The organism is Streptomyces botrytidirepellens (genome assembly GCF_003721215.1).
In the GTDB taxonomy this organism is placed as follows: domain Bacteria; phylum Actinomycetota; class Actinomycetes; order Streptomycetales; family Streptomycetaceae; genus Streptomyces; species Streptomyces himastatinicus.
This window is the reverse complement of the sequence record NZ_RIBZ01000826.1, coordinates 1-16007: the sequence shown is the minus strand read 5'-3', so window position 1 is coordinate 16007 and position 16007 is coordinate 1. Positions and strand designations below refer to the sequence as shown.

Below are 16007 nucleotides of genomic sequence, written 5' to 3'. Positions count from 1 at the left end.
CGGCAGCGCCCGAGGCCCCCGCCGACGACGCCCTCGCCGAGCCCGCCGCCCCCGAGGCCCCGTCGGCCGCGGTGGCCCCCGTCAGGGGTTGGGGCTCCGCCGACCTCGGGGCGCCGACCACCTTCGTCCTGCTCCGGCACGGCGAGACGCCGCTCACTCCGGAGAAGCGCTTCTCCGGCAGCGGCGGCACCGACCCCGGCCTCTCCGACATCGGCCGCCGCCAGGCCGAGCTGGTCGCGGCCTCCCTCGCCGCGCGCGGCACCATCCAGGCCATCGTCAGCTCGCCCCTGAAGCGCTGCCGCGAGACCGCCGACGCCGTGGCCGCCCGGCTCGGCCTCGACGTCCGCGTCGACGAGGGGCTGCGCGAGACGGACTTCGGCGCCTGGGAGGGCCTGACCTTCGCCGAGGTGCGCGACCGCCACCCGGACGACCTCGACGCCTGGCTCGCCTCCTCCAAAACCGCACCCACGGGCGGCGGCGAGTCCTTCGCCGCGGTCGCCCGCCGCGTCGCCCTCTCCCGTGACAAGCTGATCGCCCGCTACGCGGGCCGCACGGTGCTCCTCGTCACCCACGTCACGCCGATCAAGACCCTGACCCGCTTGGCCCTCGGCGCCCCGCCGGAGTCCCTGTTCCGCATGGAACTCTCGGCGGCGTCCCTGTCGGCGGTGGCGTACTACGGCGACGGCAACGCCTCCCTGCGCCTCCTGAACGACACCTCCCACCTGCGGTAGGCCTTGCGGCTGCGGCAGGCGCCCGCGCCTTCGTCGGCAGCCCACTTTCCTACTCGTTTGATAAAGTGGGTCCATGTCAGAGACTGAGGAGTCGTACAGCATCGGTGAGGGGCCGGCCACCCGGGTCAGTCTCTCCCTCCCCGAAGGGACCGCCGAGGCGATCCGTGCGCGCGTCGGCAAGCGGGAATTCTCGGCGTTCATCACCGAAGCCGTGGAACGCGAGCTGCGCGGTCAGATTCTGGACGAGTACCTGGCCGACTACGAACGGCGCAAGGGCCCGGTCTCGGCGGAGGCACAGGAGCGGGCGCGTCAGGTCTTCGACGAGGCGTTCGCCGAGGACGAGCAGTGGCCCGCCGCAAGCTGAGCCACGACGGGACGCTCGTCCTGGACAGTGAGGGCCTCTCCAAGCTGCTGGGCGATGACGAATCGGTCGTCGCCCTGGTCGCGGAGGCGCGAAGGCGGGGTATGGAAGCCGTGGTCTGCGCGCTCACCGTCATCGAGGCCGTGCATGCGCGCATCGACAAGGCCCGGCTGGGCTGGGTCCTTTCCGGCCTCCGTGTCCTCCCGGTGGGGGAGGAGGAGGCGAAGGCGGCCTCGGCGCTGCTGATGGGGGCCGGTCTGCACGGCCACAAGTACGCGATCGACGCGGCCGTGGCGGCGACCGCCCTCAAACAGCGGCACCCTGTCGTCGTGCTGACCTCCGACGTGGACGACATGACCAAGCTCTGCGGCGACCGGGTGCGCCTGGTCGCCGTGTGACCGGCTCCGGCCCCGACTCACGGTTGTGGGCCGGGGCCGAGCGATCGTCTTCCTCAGTGCATGCGGCGGTAGGTGCGAATGGCCTCGCGGGCCCTGCGGATCGCCGTCCGGAGGTCCTCCGCCGCACTCAGCGGCGGCGTCCCCTCATGAACTGCCCAGGTCGACCGGTAGGAGTCCAGGCGGCCGCCCACACGGGCAAGCGAAGGTTGCACCTCTTCGGGGGCATCGTCCTCAGCCTGCCGGAGGCGCCGCGAGAGCTGCGCCAGGATCTCGGGGGTGGAGGTCGTGGGCGGTTCGTCGATGGTGCGCTCGATCTCGACCAGCACGTCCACTGCGGGCTGAGTGTCTTCCTGCCGCTCCGTCTGGCCTTCCTTTCGGCGATCGTTCCGCTGCTGCAGTCTGTACCTGGCCCATACGGCCAGCAGCGCCGCGACGGCCGCCACAACTACCTTGACGACAAGTGTCGCCATCATCTCTCTGCCGCTCACCGCAGCTCTCCCCCTCATTCGGGCGTGTTGATAGCCAGGTTTCGGCGTCGATGACGCTTTTCCTGCCACGCAGGACGACAATAGCCAGAACTGCGGGGGTAGTTGTGCCGTTTAGAGGCCCCCTGGGCGTTGCCTCTGCTGCTGAGGGGCGATGACCTGCGGCAATGTGCTTCAAAAAAGCTGCGGGATCCCCGCAGTTCAACTGCGGGGATCCTGGAGTGGCTTTCTGTTCCCCGTAGTTCAGGTTCCGTCGGGGCGGCCGTAGCGGACCCAGTGGAACCGAGGAGAAGCGGGATCCCCCAGTGCGGCCATCGTCTTCGAGCCGTTGTCCTTGACGCCGCCTGCCAGGGAAAACGCCCCGGTGGCGGTCTGTTTGCCCGCTGTGCCCTCCCAGTATTTGGGGTCCCTGTTCCACTTGACCTGGGCCAGCAGGTTCATCAACTCATCGGGCGTCAGCGCGTCGTCCTCCACCTTGCTCCTGCTCCACGACGTGACGCGGTGCGCGACGGCCCCCAGCGCTGCGAAGACGGCGGGGGAGGCAATCACGGTGGAGTTCCGGGCCATGAAGGCCGGGCCGAACGTGTCCAGGATCCGGGTCAGTACGGCATGGATCTCCGCCGTGGCGGCCTCGTGCGTGCACCCTTCGGGGAGATCCGGAATCGGGCCGCTGGTTTTCTCGAATCCGGCCTTACCGAAGATCATCGTGATCACGAACGAGCGGAGCGTCGACAGCGTCATCCACTCGGTGTCGGCCGCCTTCAGCTGCCGCTGGCGGACGGAGACCACGTTTTCGAGCGGAACCGAACCGTCTCCTGAGGGTGCGGCTACCTGAACCTCCTTGAGCAGCGTCAACGTGATGTTGGTCGCCAGGTTGGAGGAGTCCGACGCGAGGGCGACGTTCTTATTCGGAACGACGCCCAGCAGATTGCGGTCGTGGAAGATCTGACGTGCTGCCACAAGATCGATGTCGTGGTAGACCTCGACGCCGACCAGCCGCGCGTTGATGGCGTTGATGGCGGCATCGTCGGTGAGGCCGTAGAGAGCGGGATCTTCGCGCAGCAGGAAGTGCGCAAGATGCTGGGTCTCGGCATCCATCAGTACGCCCGTGACGTCGAACGGCAGGTAGGTGATGGCATCCGGGCCGAAGGGACTTTGTACGCGATCGATTCGCAGGCGCCTGCGGACCCATAGAGCGAAGGGCGGGGTGGCCCAGCGCTCGTCGCGCTCGCCCTGCAGCACCTCGGCCAGGTACCGGGCGTATGCCTTCGCGTTCTCGGCCTTCTTGGTCGACTTGATGTTGCGCTGGACCTCGTTACGGGTCTCGGCTTGCTTCTTTTCCTCGCCCTGCAGATAGCGCAGCGCTTGCGGGTTCTCTGCCTTCCTGGGGTCGGGGACGATCCGCGCCAGCTGACCCCACGGCATGGTCGTCATGAAACGGGTCGGACTCAGCTCCAACACCCGCAGCGGATCGCCGAGTCGTCGATCGACCTCGTTCACATACCCCGTCGTCTGGTCGGTCACCAAGCCCCCTGTTCCACCCCTGAAACCCCCGGGAGGCTTTCGGTCCCGGCGGGTTGTACATCTCTCCGAGCATAACCAGGTGCGGGGAGCCGTCAGACGAGTTCGGCCATCCCGTAGTCGTGCGCAAGCCGGTCTGTGGTGGCCGTCGTTGGGTTGTCAGGCCCGCAGGGCGGCCGCCTCTCGGGCCAGGGACTCCACGCGCGCCCAGTCGCCCGCCGCCACGGCGTCCGGCGGCAGCATCCATGTGCCGCCCACGCAGCCCACGTTGGGCAGCGCGAGGTACTCGGGGGCGCGGGAGGCGTTGACGCCGCCGGTGGGGCAGAAGCGGGCGTCCGGGAGCGGGGACGCGAGGGCCTTGAGGTAGGCCGTACCGCCGGACGGCTCGGCCGGGAAGAACTTCATCTCGGTCACCCCGCGCTCCAGCAGCGCCACGACCTCCGACGTGGTCGAGACGCCCGGCAGCGACGGAATCCCCGAGTCCCGCATGGCGCCCAGCAGCCGGTCCGTCCAGCTCGGGCTGACCAGGAAGCGGGACCCGGCCGCGACGGCGGTGTCCACGTGGCCGGGCGTCAGCACCGTACCCGCGCCGACGATCGCCTCCGGCACCTCCGCCGCGATCGCCCGGATGGCGTCGGCGGCGGCCGGGGTGCGGAAGGTGACCTCGATAGCGGGAAGGCCACCCGCGACCAGGGCACGGGCCATCGGCACCGCGTCGGCCGCGTCGTCGATGACGACGACGGGGATGACGGGGGCGAGATCGAGCAGGGAGGGGGAGGGCGCGGTGTCAGTCACGGCACCATTCTGCGGGCGCGTGGCATGACCCGCAACGCGTGTTGCGGAGGGCGCAATGCCGCATGCTGTGGCCGGTCCCCCAGGTCCAGCCCGGGCCAGGGCTAGAGCTCCGTGACCACGACGTCCAGCGCCCACGGCCGCCCCGTGCGCTCCGGAGCCGTCGCCTCCACCTCGTACCCGAACCCGCGCAGCGCCTCCACCAGCTCCGCGGGGCCCTTCGGCTCGGCTCCGGAGGTCAGCAGGTCGCGCACCATCCGGCCCTTCGTCGCCTTGTTGAAGTGGCTCACCACGGACCGCTTCTCCACGCCGTCCACGATCTTCGACTGGAGCACCCGCACCGTCGCCGTGCGCTCCGCGACCTCACCCTTCGGCTTCCACGCCGTCGTGTACGCCGCCGACCGCAGGTCGAGGACCAGGCCGGTCCCGGCGGCCTCCGGGAGGACGGTGGCCATCGGCGTACGCCAGAAGGCGCCGAGCGCGCCGAGGCCCGGGAGCTTGACGCCCATCGAGCAGCGGTACGACGGGATGCGGTCATCGATCCGTACCGCACCCCACAGGCCCGAGAAGACCAGCAGCGAGCGTTCGGCGCGGGCCAGGGCGGGGGCCGGGAGGGAGGCGAGGCCGAGCGCGTCGTACAGCACGCCGGTGTAGATCTCCCCGGCGGGCCGCGTCCCGGCCGACCGGAGCGCCGCGTTCTTGGCGACCTCGCCGCGCAGCCCCGCGCTGAGCCCCAGCACCTCGGCCGCCTTCGCCTCGTCGCCCGAGCAGAGCGTGACCAGCTCGTCCAGGACCCGGGCCCGTGCCTCGCCGAGGCCCGGGAGCGACAGCGATCCCAGGTCCAGCGGGGATCGGGAGCCTCCCGTGGCCTTTCCCTCGGACGGCGGCAGCAGGACGAGCACGGTCTCTCCTCGAAAGCTTCGGCGGCATGGCACGGGGTAGCGCCGCTGGCGCCACCCCAGCCCCGCAGCCTACGGCCTACGCGCCCGCCTCCCGCAGCCACACCGTGGTGTCCGGCGGCAGCTCGTCCGACAACGGGCCGCTACTCAGGACCACCTCGCCCACGGCGGGCAGCGGGACGGCGGCCGACGACAGGTTGGTGACGCTGTGCCAGCCGCCGGGGCGGCGGAAGTGCAGCACCCCGGCGCTCAGCTCCGCGACCGAGCCCTGCCACTCCACCGTCTCGTCCGTCCCCGCGCGCCGCAGCTCCCGCCGCAGCCGCAGGGCCTCCCGGTACAGCTCCAGCGTCGAACCGGCCCGCCCCTCCTGCGCCTCGACCGACAGCTCCCCGAACCCCTCCGGCTGCGGCAGCCACGCGCCGCCCGCGCCGAAGCCGTACGAGGGGCCGGTACGTGCCCACGGCAGCGGCACCCGGCAGCCGTCCCGGCCCTTGACCCGGTGGCCGCTGCGCTCCCAGGTGGGGTCCTGGAGTACGTCCACGGGCAGGTCGGCGACCTCCGGAAGCCCCAGTTCCTCGCCCTGGTAGAGGTACGAAGAACCGGGCAGGGCCAGCATCAGCAGCGTCGCGGCACGGGCCCGGCGCAGCCCCAGCGCGAGGTCGGTCTCCGGTTCCCGGCCGTCGGCCAGCAGCCAGGCGTCCCGGCCCGGGCCCGTCAGATCGTCCGGCAGGGCGAGTCGGCTGCGGTGCCGGATCACATCGTGGTTGGAGAGCACCCAGGTGGCCGAGGCGCCCGCCTCGCGGGCGGCGGACAGCGCGCCGTCGATGACGGAGTGCAGGGCGGGGGCGTTGAGCGGGGCGTTGAGGAAGTCGAAGTTGAACGCCTGGCCCAGCTCGTCCGCGCGGGCGTACGACACCCGGCGGGAGTTGCGCACCCACGCCTCGGCGACCCCGATCCGCGGCGGGTCGTACTCGTCGAACACCGTGCGCCACTCGCGGAAGATCCCGTGCACCTCGTCGCGGTCCCACAGCGGATGGCTGCCGTCCTCCGGCAGGTCCTCCGGCTCGTAGCCGGGCACGTCGCCGATGTCGCGCAGCGGCTCGGCCAGGTCCTTGGCCAGCCCGTGCGCGACGTCCACCCGGAAACCGGCCACGCCCCGGTCGGACCAGAAGCGCAGCGTGGTGAGGAAGTCGGCGCGCACCTCGGGGTGGTCCCAGTTGAGGTCGGGCTGTTCGGGGGCGAAGAGGTGGAGGTACCACTGCCCGTCGGGCAGCCGGGTCCACGCGGGGCCGCCGAAGCACGAGACCCAGTCGGTGGGCGGCCGCCCACCGCCCGCCCCGCGCCCCTCGCGGAAGACGTACCGCTCGCGGGCCGGGCTGCCCGGGCCCGCGCGCAGGGCCTCCTGGAACCAGGCGTGGTCGTTCGAGGTGTGGTTGGGGACGATGTCCACCATCACCTTGAACCCGAGCCGGTCGGCCTCCGCGACCAGCCGGTCGAAGTCGTCGAGCGTGCCGAGCCGCGGATCGACGTCGCGGTAGTCGGCCACGTCGTAGCCGCCGTCGGCGAGCGCGGACGGATAGAAGGGGCTCAGCCAGACGGCGTCCACGCCGAGCCCGGCGAGGTACGGCAACCGACCGGTGATCCCGGGCAGATCGCCGATGCCGTCGGCGTCGGAGTCGGCGAAGCTGCGGGGATAGATCTGATAGATGACGGCCTGCCGCCACCAGTCGCTGTTCACGGGGTCGTCGCTCACGGTGTCCTCGCCGTGGAAGGAGGGGGTCCAGCCGTCCAGGCAGTGTCCCCGGGCGCGGCGCGGTCTGTCGAGAGGGCAAGATCGCCCGCCGGAGCCGCCCCGGCGTGCGCGCTTCTGTGCCACGATCGAGTGAGGAAGATCCTTTCCGTGAGGTCCGACCCCCTCCCTGCCTAGGCTGGCGGAATGGCGTGCGAACTGCCCTCCCACGTGGAAGTGGCGCTTGAGGGTTTCCTGGCTCTGGAGACACCGGAAGGCTTCCGGGCCGAGCTGATCGAGGACGAGATCGTGATCACTCCGCCGCCCGACGGAGACCACGAGGACTACCTGAGCCTCATCGTGAGTGAGGTGATCAATAAGGCCGCCTTGGACATGGACTTCTCCGGCAATAAGGGCCTCAAGATCCCGCGCGAGGGCTTGTGCGCATGCAACCACGTGATCCCCGACTGCTCCTTCGTCCCCAGTGAGCTGCGGCTCTTCCGGGGCGCCGAGTCCTGGATGCCCTGCGAGGGCGTGTCCATGGTCGCCGAGGTCACCTCGACCAAGCCGGACCGGGACCGTACGGCGAAGCGCCACTGCTACGCCCGTGGCGGGATCCCCCTCTATCTGCTCGTCGACCGGGAGAAGAGCGACGTGACGCTCTTCAGCGACCCGGAGAACGCCGACTACCGCCAGCACGTCACGGTCCCCTTCGGCAAGCAGCTCGACCTGCCCGCTCCGTTCTCCTTCTCGCTGGAGACGACCGACTTCGTCCGAGCCGCCCCGCCCGGCCCGGTACCATGGTCACTACGGCGGACGAGCCGGCCGGGCGGTCGCGTCGGGGTCCTTCGGGATCCCGCCGAGGAACGTCCGGGCTCCACACGGCAGGGTGGTGGGTAACGCCCACCCGGGGTGACCCGCGGGACAGTGCCACAGAAAACAGACCGCCGGGGCCGCAAGGCGCCCGGTAAGGGTGAAACGGTGGTGTAAGAGACCACCAGTGCCCAGGGTGACCTGGGCAGCTAGGTAAACCCCACCCGGAGCAAGGTCAAGAGGAGCCACCGCAAGGCGGCTCTGCGCGGATGATCGAGGGCTGCCCGCCCGAGTCCGCGGGTAGACCGCACGAGGCCGGCGGCAACGTCGGCCCTAGATGGATGGCCGCCTCCCCGCGGGCCGCAAGGCCCACGGGAGACAGAACCCGGCGTACAGGCCGCCTCGTCCGCCGCCAGCTCTCCTTGGGAAGGGCCTCCGACCTGCGTCGGAGGGCCTTCCCACGCTTGCTGCTCACCGTCAGGGCGCCACCTCCGCGGTGGCGAGCCGGTCCACCACGGCCTGGTAGTGGGTCAGGCCGTGGTCGACCCATTGTCGGGCGCTCTCGCGGGCCGTCCTGCCGTAGGTGCCCGGTCGGTCGCGCACGCCGTGGGTCAGCATGAGGTCGACGAGGCCGACGAGATAGTCACCGGAGAGTTCGCGCTCGTAGTAGCCGGTGGAGCCGAGCATGGCGTCCAGCGGGTGGTCGTACGGCGCGCCCGTGGTGAGCAGGAAGCGGACCTGGTTCCGCAGGACGCGCAACAAGTCGTCGTAGCGGTACGGCAGCCTGGAGACGAGTGAGTCCACGCGCGTGTGCGCGAGTTCGCCGCTGACGGCTCCCCGGTCCAGCAGCAGGCGCACCTGCTGCTCCGGGTACGGGTCGGAGCGGATGGCCAGGTCGAGCAGGGTCTGCCCGGCGGTGTTGACGGCGTTGATGTCGGCGCCCGCGTCGAGCAGGGACCACAGGATGGTCCAGTGCTCGTCACCGTCGACCCGGCGGGCGGTGGGGTGGGGGCGGTCCGGGCGGTCGGCGGTGGCGAACTGGGGTGCGTTGCCGAAGGGCGCCTGGACGCGCGGATCGGCGCCCGCCGCCAGCAGCGCGTCGACGGCCCCGGGCGTACGCGCCGCCACGGCATGGTGCAGCGGGGCCGTGCCGTACTCGTCGAGCGTGTCGACGTCGGCGCCCTCGCCGATCGCGGCACGCAGCGCGGCCAGATCGCCGGAGGCGGCGGCCCGCAGCAGGGCGCGGGCGGCCGGGTCCGGCGTACCGAGAGGCGGGAGTTCGAGGATCGCGAACGCCACCTCCTGGTGCGGCGGGGCGGCGCTGGCCAGCATCACGAACCGCGCCCCGGGGAGCCGTGCCGTCACATGGCCCAGGTAGGGGTCCTTCTCGAACTCCTCGGTCAGGAAGTCCATCGGGCCGAGGACACCGCAGAGCAACTGGGCCACGGAGCGGCGCCGCGGGTCCCGTATGCCCTGGAGGAGGGCGATCCAGTCGTCCTCGCCTTCGCCCACCGCATCCGCGCCGAAGTCGGCCGCCTCCTCCGCCCACGCCTCCTGGTCGAGCTCCGTCAGCCACTCCTCGTCGGGGAGTTCCTCGCCGAGGAGGTCCAGCGCCTCGTAGACGGAGGTCGCGACGCCGATGAGGGCGAAGGAGGCGCCGTCCTCGTCCTCGTCTTCGTCCTCCGCCTCGTCCGTGTCCTCGGCGGCGGGGGCCGGGGCGCCGAAGAGTTTCGCGAGGTCCGCGTCGTCGAAGCTCCACTCGTCGATGTCGTACTGCACCACCGCGTAGCGCCCACCGGTCAACTGCTCCCGCAGTTCCCCCGACTCGGCCTCCACCAGGCACCGCAACAGCTCCTCAAGATCCATGACCGGGATTCTCACAGGGGGGTGTGACAGCGACACGCTCAACGCCGTTGGAGGATCTGGTGATCGATGTCCGAGGCGGCCGGAGGATGGGCCGCTGTGTGACTCCCCGCGCCGACCCGGAACGTGGCCGTCAGGGCGAGCGCGGTCAGGGCGACTCCGCCCCAACTGAGCCAGGCCACCGCCGTGGTGAGCGGCATCCGGGTGGTCAGCAGCCCGACGGCGACCGCGGGGGCCCCGGAGCCCCAGTAGAACAGCAGATACAGGGCGGCCCCGATCCCCGCGCGCTGCCCGGCCGGGGTCCGCGCGTCGACCGCCCGCGCGGCGCCGCTGTAGGCGAGCCCGTGCCCGATACCGGCGAGGACGGCGGAGCCGAGCGTGGCGGGCAGCGAGGCGGCGCCGGTGGCCGCGAGCAGCACCAGGCTCCCGGCGAGCGCGGCGAGTCCGTACCGCTGGGCGGCGTACGCGGTGCGGCGCGCGGCGGCGAGCTGGGCCAGCAGCGACCAGAGCAGGACGCTTCCCAGCACCCCGCCGGTCAGGGCCGGGTGGTCGCCGTGCGGGGTCTGTTCGAGCAGCGCGGGCAGGAGGGCGAGGTAGATGCCGACGACGGCCCAGGCGAGGAACCCGGTCAGCCCGGCGACGAGGAAGAGCGCCCGGAGGGCCGGGGGGATGTGCGGCCTGGTGGGGCGCCACCGTCGCGGTACCCGTTCCTCACCGGTGGCCATCGGCGCGGGCACGGTCCGGCGCAGCCGGTGCCACACCCAGGCCAGCAGGGCCAGATGCAGCACGTACGGGGTGGTCAGCATGCCGGGGACGTACTCGGCGAGTACGCCCGAGGCCACCGGCCCCAGGGCGGTGCCCGCCGCGAAGGCGAGGCCAGCGAGCAGCGGTCCGGCGACGCGGGCCGTGGGGCCGCGGTGCCGGGCGATGAGCGCCTGGGCCGCTCCGGTCGCGGCGCCCAGGGCCAGCGCGTGGCCGATCCGGCCGGTGAAGAGCCAGAAGGGGCTGTCGGCGAGCAGGAAGCAGCATGAGCCCGCGGCGGCGAGCAGCACGCTCAACCGCAGCACCGGCCGGTCGCCGACGAGGTCGGCGGCGGGACCGCACAGCAGCAGCGCCGGTCCGCTGACCAGGGCGAACGTGGCGAAGAGCAGGGTCATCACCAGGTCGTCGTAGCCGAAGAGCCGCTGGTAGTCGGGATAGAGCGGGCTGGGGAGATAGGCGCCCGCCGTCAGCACCACCACCAGCAGTACGGTGGTCCGTACCGCCCGTTCCGACACCGTCTTGATAGCCCGCTGATCCGCCACGTCCGCCAGTGTGGGGCCGGGCGGGCGCGAAGAAAATCAAACGGTTCTGGGCCTCACCGTGCAAGCTATTTGCATGATTGACTCTCGGCTCCGGATCCTCCAGATGGTCGCCGAGCACGGCACGGTGACCGCCGCGGCACAGGCGCTGCACTACACGCCCTCCGCCGTCTCCTACCAACTGCGCCAGCTCGCCGCCGAGGTGGGAACGGACCTGGTGGTGCAGCAAGGCCGCGGCATCCGTCTGACCAACGCGGCCCGCATCCTGCTGCGCCACGCGGAGCGCCTCCAGGAACAGTGGGAACGCGCCCGTGCCGAGCTGGCCGCCGCCGGGACCGAGCCCACCGGGCAGGTCACCCTGTGCGGGTTCTCCACCGCGGCCAGCCGTCTGCTGCCGCCCGCCGCGGCCGAGCTGCGCGACGCCCACCCTCACCTCACGGTGCGGATCATCGAGGCCGAACCCGACCGCTGCTTCGACCTGTTGCTGTCGGACGAGGCCGACCTCGCGCTGCTCGTCGTCACCGCCGACTCCCCGCCCATGACCGACCAGCGCTTCGACCAGCGGCCGCTGCTGGACGACCCGCTGGACCTGGTCGTCCCCCGGAACCACCCGCTCACCCGGCGGCAGCGGGTCACGCTGGCCGACGCCGCGCGCGAACCGTGGATCGTGGGCAACCCGGGCACGACGTACCACCAGTTGGTGCTCGCCGCCTGCATGAGCGCGGGCTTCACGCCCCACATCGCCCACCACGCGGACGAGTGGGGCACCGGAACCGCCCTGGTGGCCCATGGCTTCGGCGTCATCCTCGTACCGCGCCTGGCGCAGCTGAGCGAGGAGTCGCTGGTGGCGCGCATCCCGCTGCACGGTGAACCGGCCCCGGCCCGCCGCATCATGGCGGTCACGCGCCTCGGGGCCAGGGAGATACCCGTCCTCACCCGCGCCGTCGAGACGATCACCGAGGCCGCCACGCGAGCCCTGTAAGCCGCCACGGAGAGTTCGGTGCCGGAGCAGCGCATCCAGAGCGGGCGTGCACGGCCGACGATCAAGGCCGTCGACACCCCGTATGCCGGGGCCGATGCGCTGGTGCACGAGGACGGGCGGCGGTTCGTGTGGCTGGTCAGCCAGTCGGCGGAGCCGCTCACGGTGCGCCCGGCGGCGGACGGGGCACTGCGCGACCTCGCGACGGGCGAACCGGTCACGGACGTCGGACTGGACGCGTACGGCGTACGGGTCCTGGAGCTGATCTGAGCGGGCGGATCCCCCCTCATATGGGCCTTTGACGTCATGCGTTCCGACGTCATTGGTCCGACCACTGGGCGCGCTCCCATATTCTGATCTCGATGCCCGCCATGCCTCTTTCGGGGGCTTTATCTCGGCGTCATCCCGGCCACAAAGCGGCGCGCCGGGGCCTCAACTCATTCGGCTTGTTCTGTTCGGTCCCGGCGGGTCCGGCGCGCCGTCGACCGTGCATGATGCGGCACGGTATGTCGGGGTAAATGCTTCGAGTTCGGGCGGTTCCGGCCCACCCTTTGCCCCTTATTCCCACGCCAAGTGGGTTGGCTTGAAGAGCTCTTGATGCGCACTCAGCGGCGCAGTGAAACTCCAAGAGGCACTCATGCATCAGGAGCCGACAAGCGACGTGCTGGGTCTCGCGAAACCGATTTCGCGGGGGGTGTGCGACGGGGGAAACTGATGGAGAAAGTGTGTGCATGGCGCCACATGTCTGCGCTTTCTTCACTTCCTCTCCTCATCTCTTGATGCGCGTAGAGAATGGAGGGGGAATGGCGACACACGCGGGCTATCCCGGCGTATACGTCGAAGAACTTCCCAGCAGCGTACGTACCGTCGCCTCGGTCACCACGTCGGTGACCGCATTCGTGGGCCACACCCGCCGCGGACCGTTGAACACGCCCGTGCGGATCACCAGCTTCGCCGACTTCGAGCGCCGCTTCGGCGGACTCACCTCGCAGAGCCCGGTCAGCTACGCCGTGCACCAGTTCTTCGGCAACGGCGGCACCGTCGCCGTGATCGTGCGCGTGGCCAAGTCCGGTACCGGCAAGGCGGCCTGCGTCACGCTCGACTCCACCGAGGGCCACAGCGAGTGCCCCGTACTGGAGGTGCACGCCAAGGAGCCCGGCGTGTGGGGTTCCGGTCTGCGGCTGGCCGTCGACTACGACACCAGGCACCCCGAGGAAACCTTCAACCTGCACGTCCTCGACGCGCGCGGCACCGCCCGCGAGACCTTCTCGGGCCTGTCCATGGACCCGGGCCACGGCCGCTACGTCGAGACGGTCGTGGGCTCCGGCTCCGGCCTGATCCGCGTCAAGGTCGTCGGCGAGGGCCGCCCGGACCCGTCCGGCACCGTGTCCAAGAAGTTCGCCGGCGAACTCCCCGACCTGAACGTCGAGCTGACCGTCAAGATCGGCGAGGTGGAGCGCGAGTTCACGCTCTACGACCCGGACTGCGACGGCGAGGCGCCCTGCGACGTCACCGAACTCGCCCTGCTCCTCGAGCACAAGCTGCGCGCCCTGCCGGACGCCCCCGGCCGGCACGCCTACGCGGGAGCGCAGGTCACCGCCTTCGGCCGCCGCCTCCAAGTGGTCGCCGGATCCACCGACCCCGAGGACGTCGTGCGGTTCGTCGGCGAGTGCGCCAACGACCTCGGCCTCGAAGCCTCCGTCAACCCGCCCGTCTTCCCGCTCACCGGCGGCGAGGACGGCGACCCGCCCGGCCCCCGCGACATCATCGGCGGCGAGGCCCGCAAGACCGGCCTCCAGGCGCTGCGGGACGTCGAGGACGTCAACCTGCTGTCGCTGCCGGAACTCGCCTCGTACGAGTCCGTCGAGGACATGGTCACCGTCATCTCGGCGGCCCAGCGGCTCTGCCAGGAGCGCCGGATCTTCCTGCTCGTCGACTCGCCGTCCGCCTGGGGCAGCGTGGACGCCGCGCGGGCCGGGATCGCCGCGTTCGAGCCGGTGCGCGGGAACCACGCGGGCCTGTACTTCCCGCACCTCCAGCTCACCGACCCGCTCACCGGCCGGCTGCGCTCCTTCCCGCCGTCCGGCGCGCTCGCGGGCGTCATCGCCCGTACGGACAGCGCGCGCGGCGTCTGGAAGGCCCCGGCCGGCACCGAGGCGCGGCTCGCCGGGGTGCGCTCCCTCACCGTCAAGCTGACCGACCGCGAGAACGGGCTGCTCAACCCGCTCGGCATCAACTGCCTGCGGACCTTCCCCATGGTGGGCCCCCTGGTGTGGGGCGCGCGCACCCTGGAGGGCTCGGACGCGGCGGACAGCGAGTGGAAGTACGTCCCGGTCCGGCGGCTCGCCCTGCACGTCGAGGAGAGCCTGCGCCGCGGTCTTCAGTGGGTCGTCTTCGAGCCCAACAACGAGCAGCTGTGGCAGCAGATCCGGCTGAACGCGTCGGCGTATCTGCACACGCTCTTCGAAAAGGGCGCCTTCAAGGGCGGCACTCCGCGCCAGGCCTATTTCGTCAAGTGCGACAAGGACACGACGACCGACGAGGACATCGACAACGGCATCGTCAATGTCGTGGTCGGCATCGCGCCCGTCAAGCCCGCGGAGTTCGTGATCGTCAAGATCCAGCAGATGGCCGGACAGTTCGAGATTTAGGAATGTGATGGCAGAGTTTCAGATCAACGCCCATCGCTTCGACCCGTACAAGAACTTCAAGTTTCTGGTCCTCTGGGACGGTCGTACGGTCGCGGGCATCAGCAAGATCAGCCCGCTGAAGCGCACCACCGAGGTGGTCAAACACCGGCACGGCGGCGACCCCAGCTCACCCCGGAAGTCCCCGGGCCGCTCCGAATTCGAGGGCGTGACCCTGGAGCGCGGCGTCACCCACGATCCCGAATTCGACCGCTGGGCCAACAAGGTGTGGCAGGTCGGCGCCGGGCTCGGTTCCGAAGTCTCGCTCGCCGACTTCCGCAAGGACATCGTGGTCCAGGTCCTCAACGAGGCCGGTCAGGTCGCCGTCTCGCACAAGCTCTACCGGGCCTGGCCGAGCGAATACCAGGTGCTGGGCGAGATGGACGCCAACGCCAACGCGGTCGCCATTCAGAGCCTGAAGCTCGAATGCGAGGGCTGGGAGCGGGACTACGAGGTGCCGGAGCCGGAAGAGCCCTCGTTCACCCACCCGGCGTGAGCGTCACAGCCGGAACGGAACAGAACGGTCTTTGAGGGATGGCGAATACGGGGACCGGGCCCGCGGAGCTGCTGGCCACCTGGGAAGCGGGGCTGGCACACCACGGCCCGGGCCGCGCCCTGCTGCTGCACCGGGCGGCCCGCCCCGAGTCCGGCACCGAGGAACTCCGGGCGGTGCCGGTCGGGGAGCGGGAGGCGGACCTGTACGCGCTGCGCCGCGCGCTCTTCGGCGAGCGGATGCAGGCGCGGGTCGAGTGCGGCGCGTGCGGCGAGGCCATGGAGTTCGACCTCGACGCACGCGACCTGGGCGCGCGGCCGCGGCCGCTGGGCGGGCCGGACGGCTCCGCTCCGGGTTCGGACGGCTCGCTCCGGGTGGAGGAGGGCGAGTGGACGGTCGCGTTCCGGCTGCCCACCGTCGCCGACATCGAAACGGCCGCCCGGACGGCCGCCGCCGAGGCCGACGCCGACCTGACCGTCGACGCGGACGACCGGGCCGCCCGGGCCCGGTCGCTGCTGCTGGCGCGCTGCGTCGTCTCCGCCGTACGGGCCGGGCGGCCGGTCCCGGCGGACCGGCTGCCGTCCGAACTGCCCGAGCGGGTACGCCAACGGCTCGCCGACGCCGCCGAACAGGCCGACCCGGCCGCCGACGTGACGCTCAACGTCGCCTGCCCCGAGTGCGGGGAGGCCACCCGGGCGGAGCTGGACATCGCCTCCTACCTCTGGACCGAACTCGACTCCTGGGCGCGGGACCTGCTGCTCGACGTCCACCTGCTGGCCACCGCGTACGGCTGGACCGAACCGGAGATCCTGGCGCTCAGCCCGCTGCGGCGCCGTTACTACCTGGAGCTGTGCGCCGATGCCTGACTACTTCGACCGGCTGCTCGCGCGGCACGCCCCCGCCCCGGCGGCGGCGCGTCCCGCCGACGGCCCCGACGGCCCCGCGCGGGTGCGGC

Annotated in this window: 14 protein-coding genes, 1 other RNA gene and 2 pseudogenes; 10 read left to right on the top strand and 7 right to left on the bottom strand. The window is 71.3% G+C overall.

Annotation, left to right across the window (positions count from 1 at the left end; translation table 11 throughout):
* The 3 genes from EEJ42_RS42725 to EEJ42_RS42715 form a co-directional block, all read left to right on the top strand.
* A partial coding sequence (locus EEJ42_RS42725) for a bifunctional RNase H/acid phosphatase (RefSeq protein ID WP_123107525.1) occupies positions 1-731 on the top strand: 731 nt, incomplete at its 5' end.
* Positions 732-804: 73 nt separating this feature from the next.
* A complete protein-coding gene (locus EEJ42_RS42720) occupies positions 805-1095 on the top strand; it encodes a hypothetical protein (protein ID WP_123107524.1) in 291 nt (96 codons plus the stop codon).
* Entirely contained in the window at positions 1077-1490 is a 414-nt protein-coding gene (locus EEJ42_RS42715; protein WP_123107523.1) for a PIN domain-containing protein, read from the top strand. The genes EEJ42_RS42720 and EEJ42_RS42715 overlap by 19 nt, the downstream gene beginning before the upstream one ends.
* 53 nt (positions 1491-1543) lie before the next feature.
* Here EEJ42_RS42715 and EEJ42_RS42710 read toward each other — a convergent pair whose 3' ends face one another.
* The 5 genes from EEJ42_RS42710 to EEJ42_RS42690 all read right to left on the bottom strand — a co-directional run bounded on the left by EEJ42_RS42710 (position 1544) and on the right by EEJ42_RS42690 (position 6940).
* Positions 1544-1978, bottom strand: coding sequence for a hypothetical protein (locus EEJ42_RS42710; RefSeq protein WP_123107522.1), 435 nt, complete (start codon positions 1976-1978; stop codon positions 1544-1546).
* Positions 1979-2218: 240 nt separating this feature from the next.
* Entirely contained in the window at positions 2219-3499 is a 1281-nt protein-coding gene (locus EEJ42_RS42705) for a DNA sulfur modification protein DndB (protein ID WP_148082210.1), read from the bottom strand.
* A 156-nt stretch (positions 3500-3655) separates the two neighbouring features.
* Positions 3656-4291, bottom strand: coding sequence for a bifunctional 4-hydroxy-2-oxoglutarate aldolase/2-dehydro-3-deoxy-phosphogluconate aldolase (eda, locus tag EEJ42_RS42700; RefSeq protein ID WP_123107520.1), 636 nt, complete (start codon positions 4289-4291; stop codon positions 3656-3658).
* Between the two features lie 101 nt (positions 4292-4392).
* Positions 4393-5190, bottom strand: coding sequence for a peroxide stress protein YaaA (gene yaaA / locus EEJ42_RS42695; protein WP_123107519.1), 798 nt, complete (start codon positions 5188-5190; stop codon positions 4393-4395).
* A gap of 76 nt (positions 5191-5266) precedes the next feature.
* Positions 5267-6940, bottom strand: coding sequence for a glycoside hydrolase family 13 protein (locus tag EEJ42_RS42690; RefSeq protein ID WP_123107518.1), 1674 nt, complete (start codon positions 6938-6940; stop codon positions 5267-5269).
* A 183-nt stretch (positions 6941-7123) separates the two neighbouring features.
* On the opposite strand from EEJ42_RS42690, the pseudogene EEJ42_RS42685 reads away from it, so the two are divergent.
* Positions 7124-7690, top strand: a pseudogene (locus EEJ42_RS42685) (Uma2 family endonuclease); the annotation flags it as partial.
* Positions 7691-7733: 43 nt separating this feature from the next.
* Positions 7734-8138, top strand: an RNA gene (rnpB, locus tag EEJ42_RS42680) — RNase P RNA component class A.
* A gap of 68 nt (positions 8139-8206) precedes the next feature.
* On the opposite strand, the gene EEJ42_RS42675 is transcribed toward rnpB, so the two are convergent.
* Together EEJ42_RS42675 and EEJ42_RS42670 are read right to left on the bottom strand one after the other, a co-directional pair.
* On the bottom strand, positions 8207-9595 hold the full coding sequence (locus EEJ42_RS42675) for an ankyrin repeat domain-containing protein (protein WP_123107517.1): 1389 nt from the start codon (positions 9593-9595) through the stop codon (positions 8207-8209).
* A 38-nt stretch (positions 9596-9633) separates the two neighbouring features.
* The gene (locus EEJ42_RS42670; protein WP_246097726.1) at positions 9634-10896 is read right to left on the bottom strand and encodes an MFS transporter; all 1263 of its coding nucleotides are present in this window, start codon (positions 10894-10896) and stop codon (positions 9634-9636) included.
* A gap of 73 nt (positions 10897-10969) precedes the next feature.
* Here EEJ42_RS42670 and EEJ42_RS42665 point away from each other — a divergent pair, with 73 nt between their 5' ends.
* From EEJ42_RS42665 to EEJ42_RS42645, 5 genes and pseudogenes are all read left to right on the top strand, one after another.
* On the top strand, positions 10970-11875 hold the full coding sequence (locus EEJ42_RS42665) for a LysR family transcriptional regulator (RefSeq protein ID WP_123107515.1): 906 nt from the start codon (positions 10970-10972) through the stop codon (positions 11873-11875).
* Positions 11876-11914: 39 nt separating this feature from the next.
* Positions 11915-12142: pseudogene (locus EEJ42_RS42660) on the top strand (beta-mannosidase); the annotation flags it as partial.
* A 533-nt stretch (positions 12143-12675) separates the two neighbouring features.
* Positions 12676-14523: a phage tail sheath C-terminal domain-containing protein gene (locus EEJ42_RS42655; protein WP_123107514.1), complete on the top strand. Its 1848-nt coding sequence runs from the start codon at positions 12676-12678 to the stop codon at positions 14521-14523.
* 7 nt (positions 14524-14530) lie between these two features.
* On the top strand, positions 14531-15055 hold the full coding sequence (locus tag EEJ42_RS42650; protein ID WP_123107513.1) for a phage tail protein: 525 nt from the start codon (positions 14531-14533) through the stop codon (positions 15053-15055).
* 38 nt (positions 15056-15093) lie between these two features.
* Positions 15094-15918, top strand: a complete 825-nt coding sequence (locus tag EEJ42_RS42645) for a T4 family baseplate hub assembly chaperone (RefSeq protein ID WP_123107512.1) — start codon at positions 15094-15096, stop codon at positions 15916-15918.
* Positions 15919-16007: the final 89 nt, after the last annotated feature.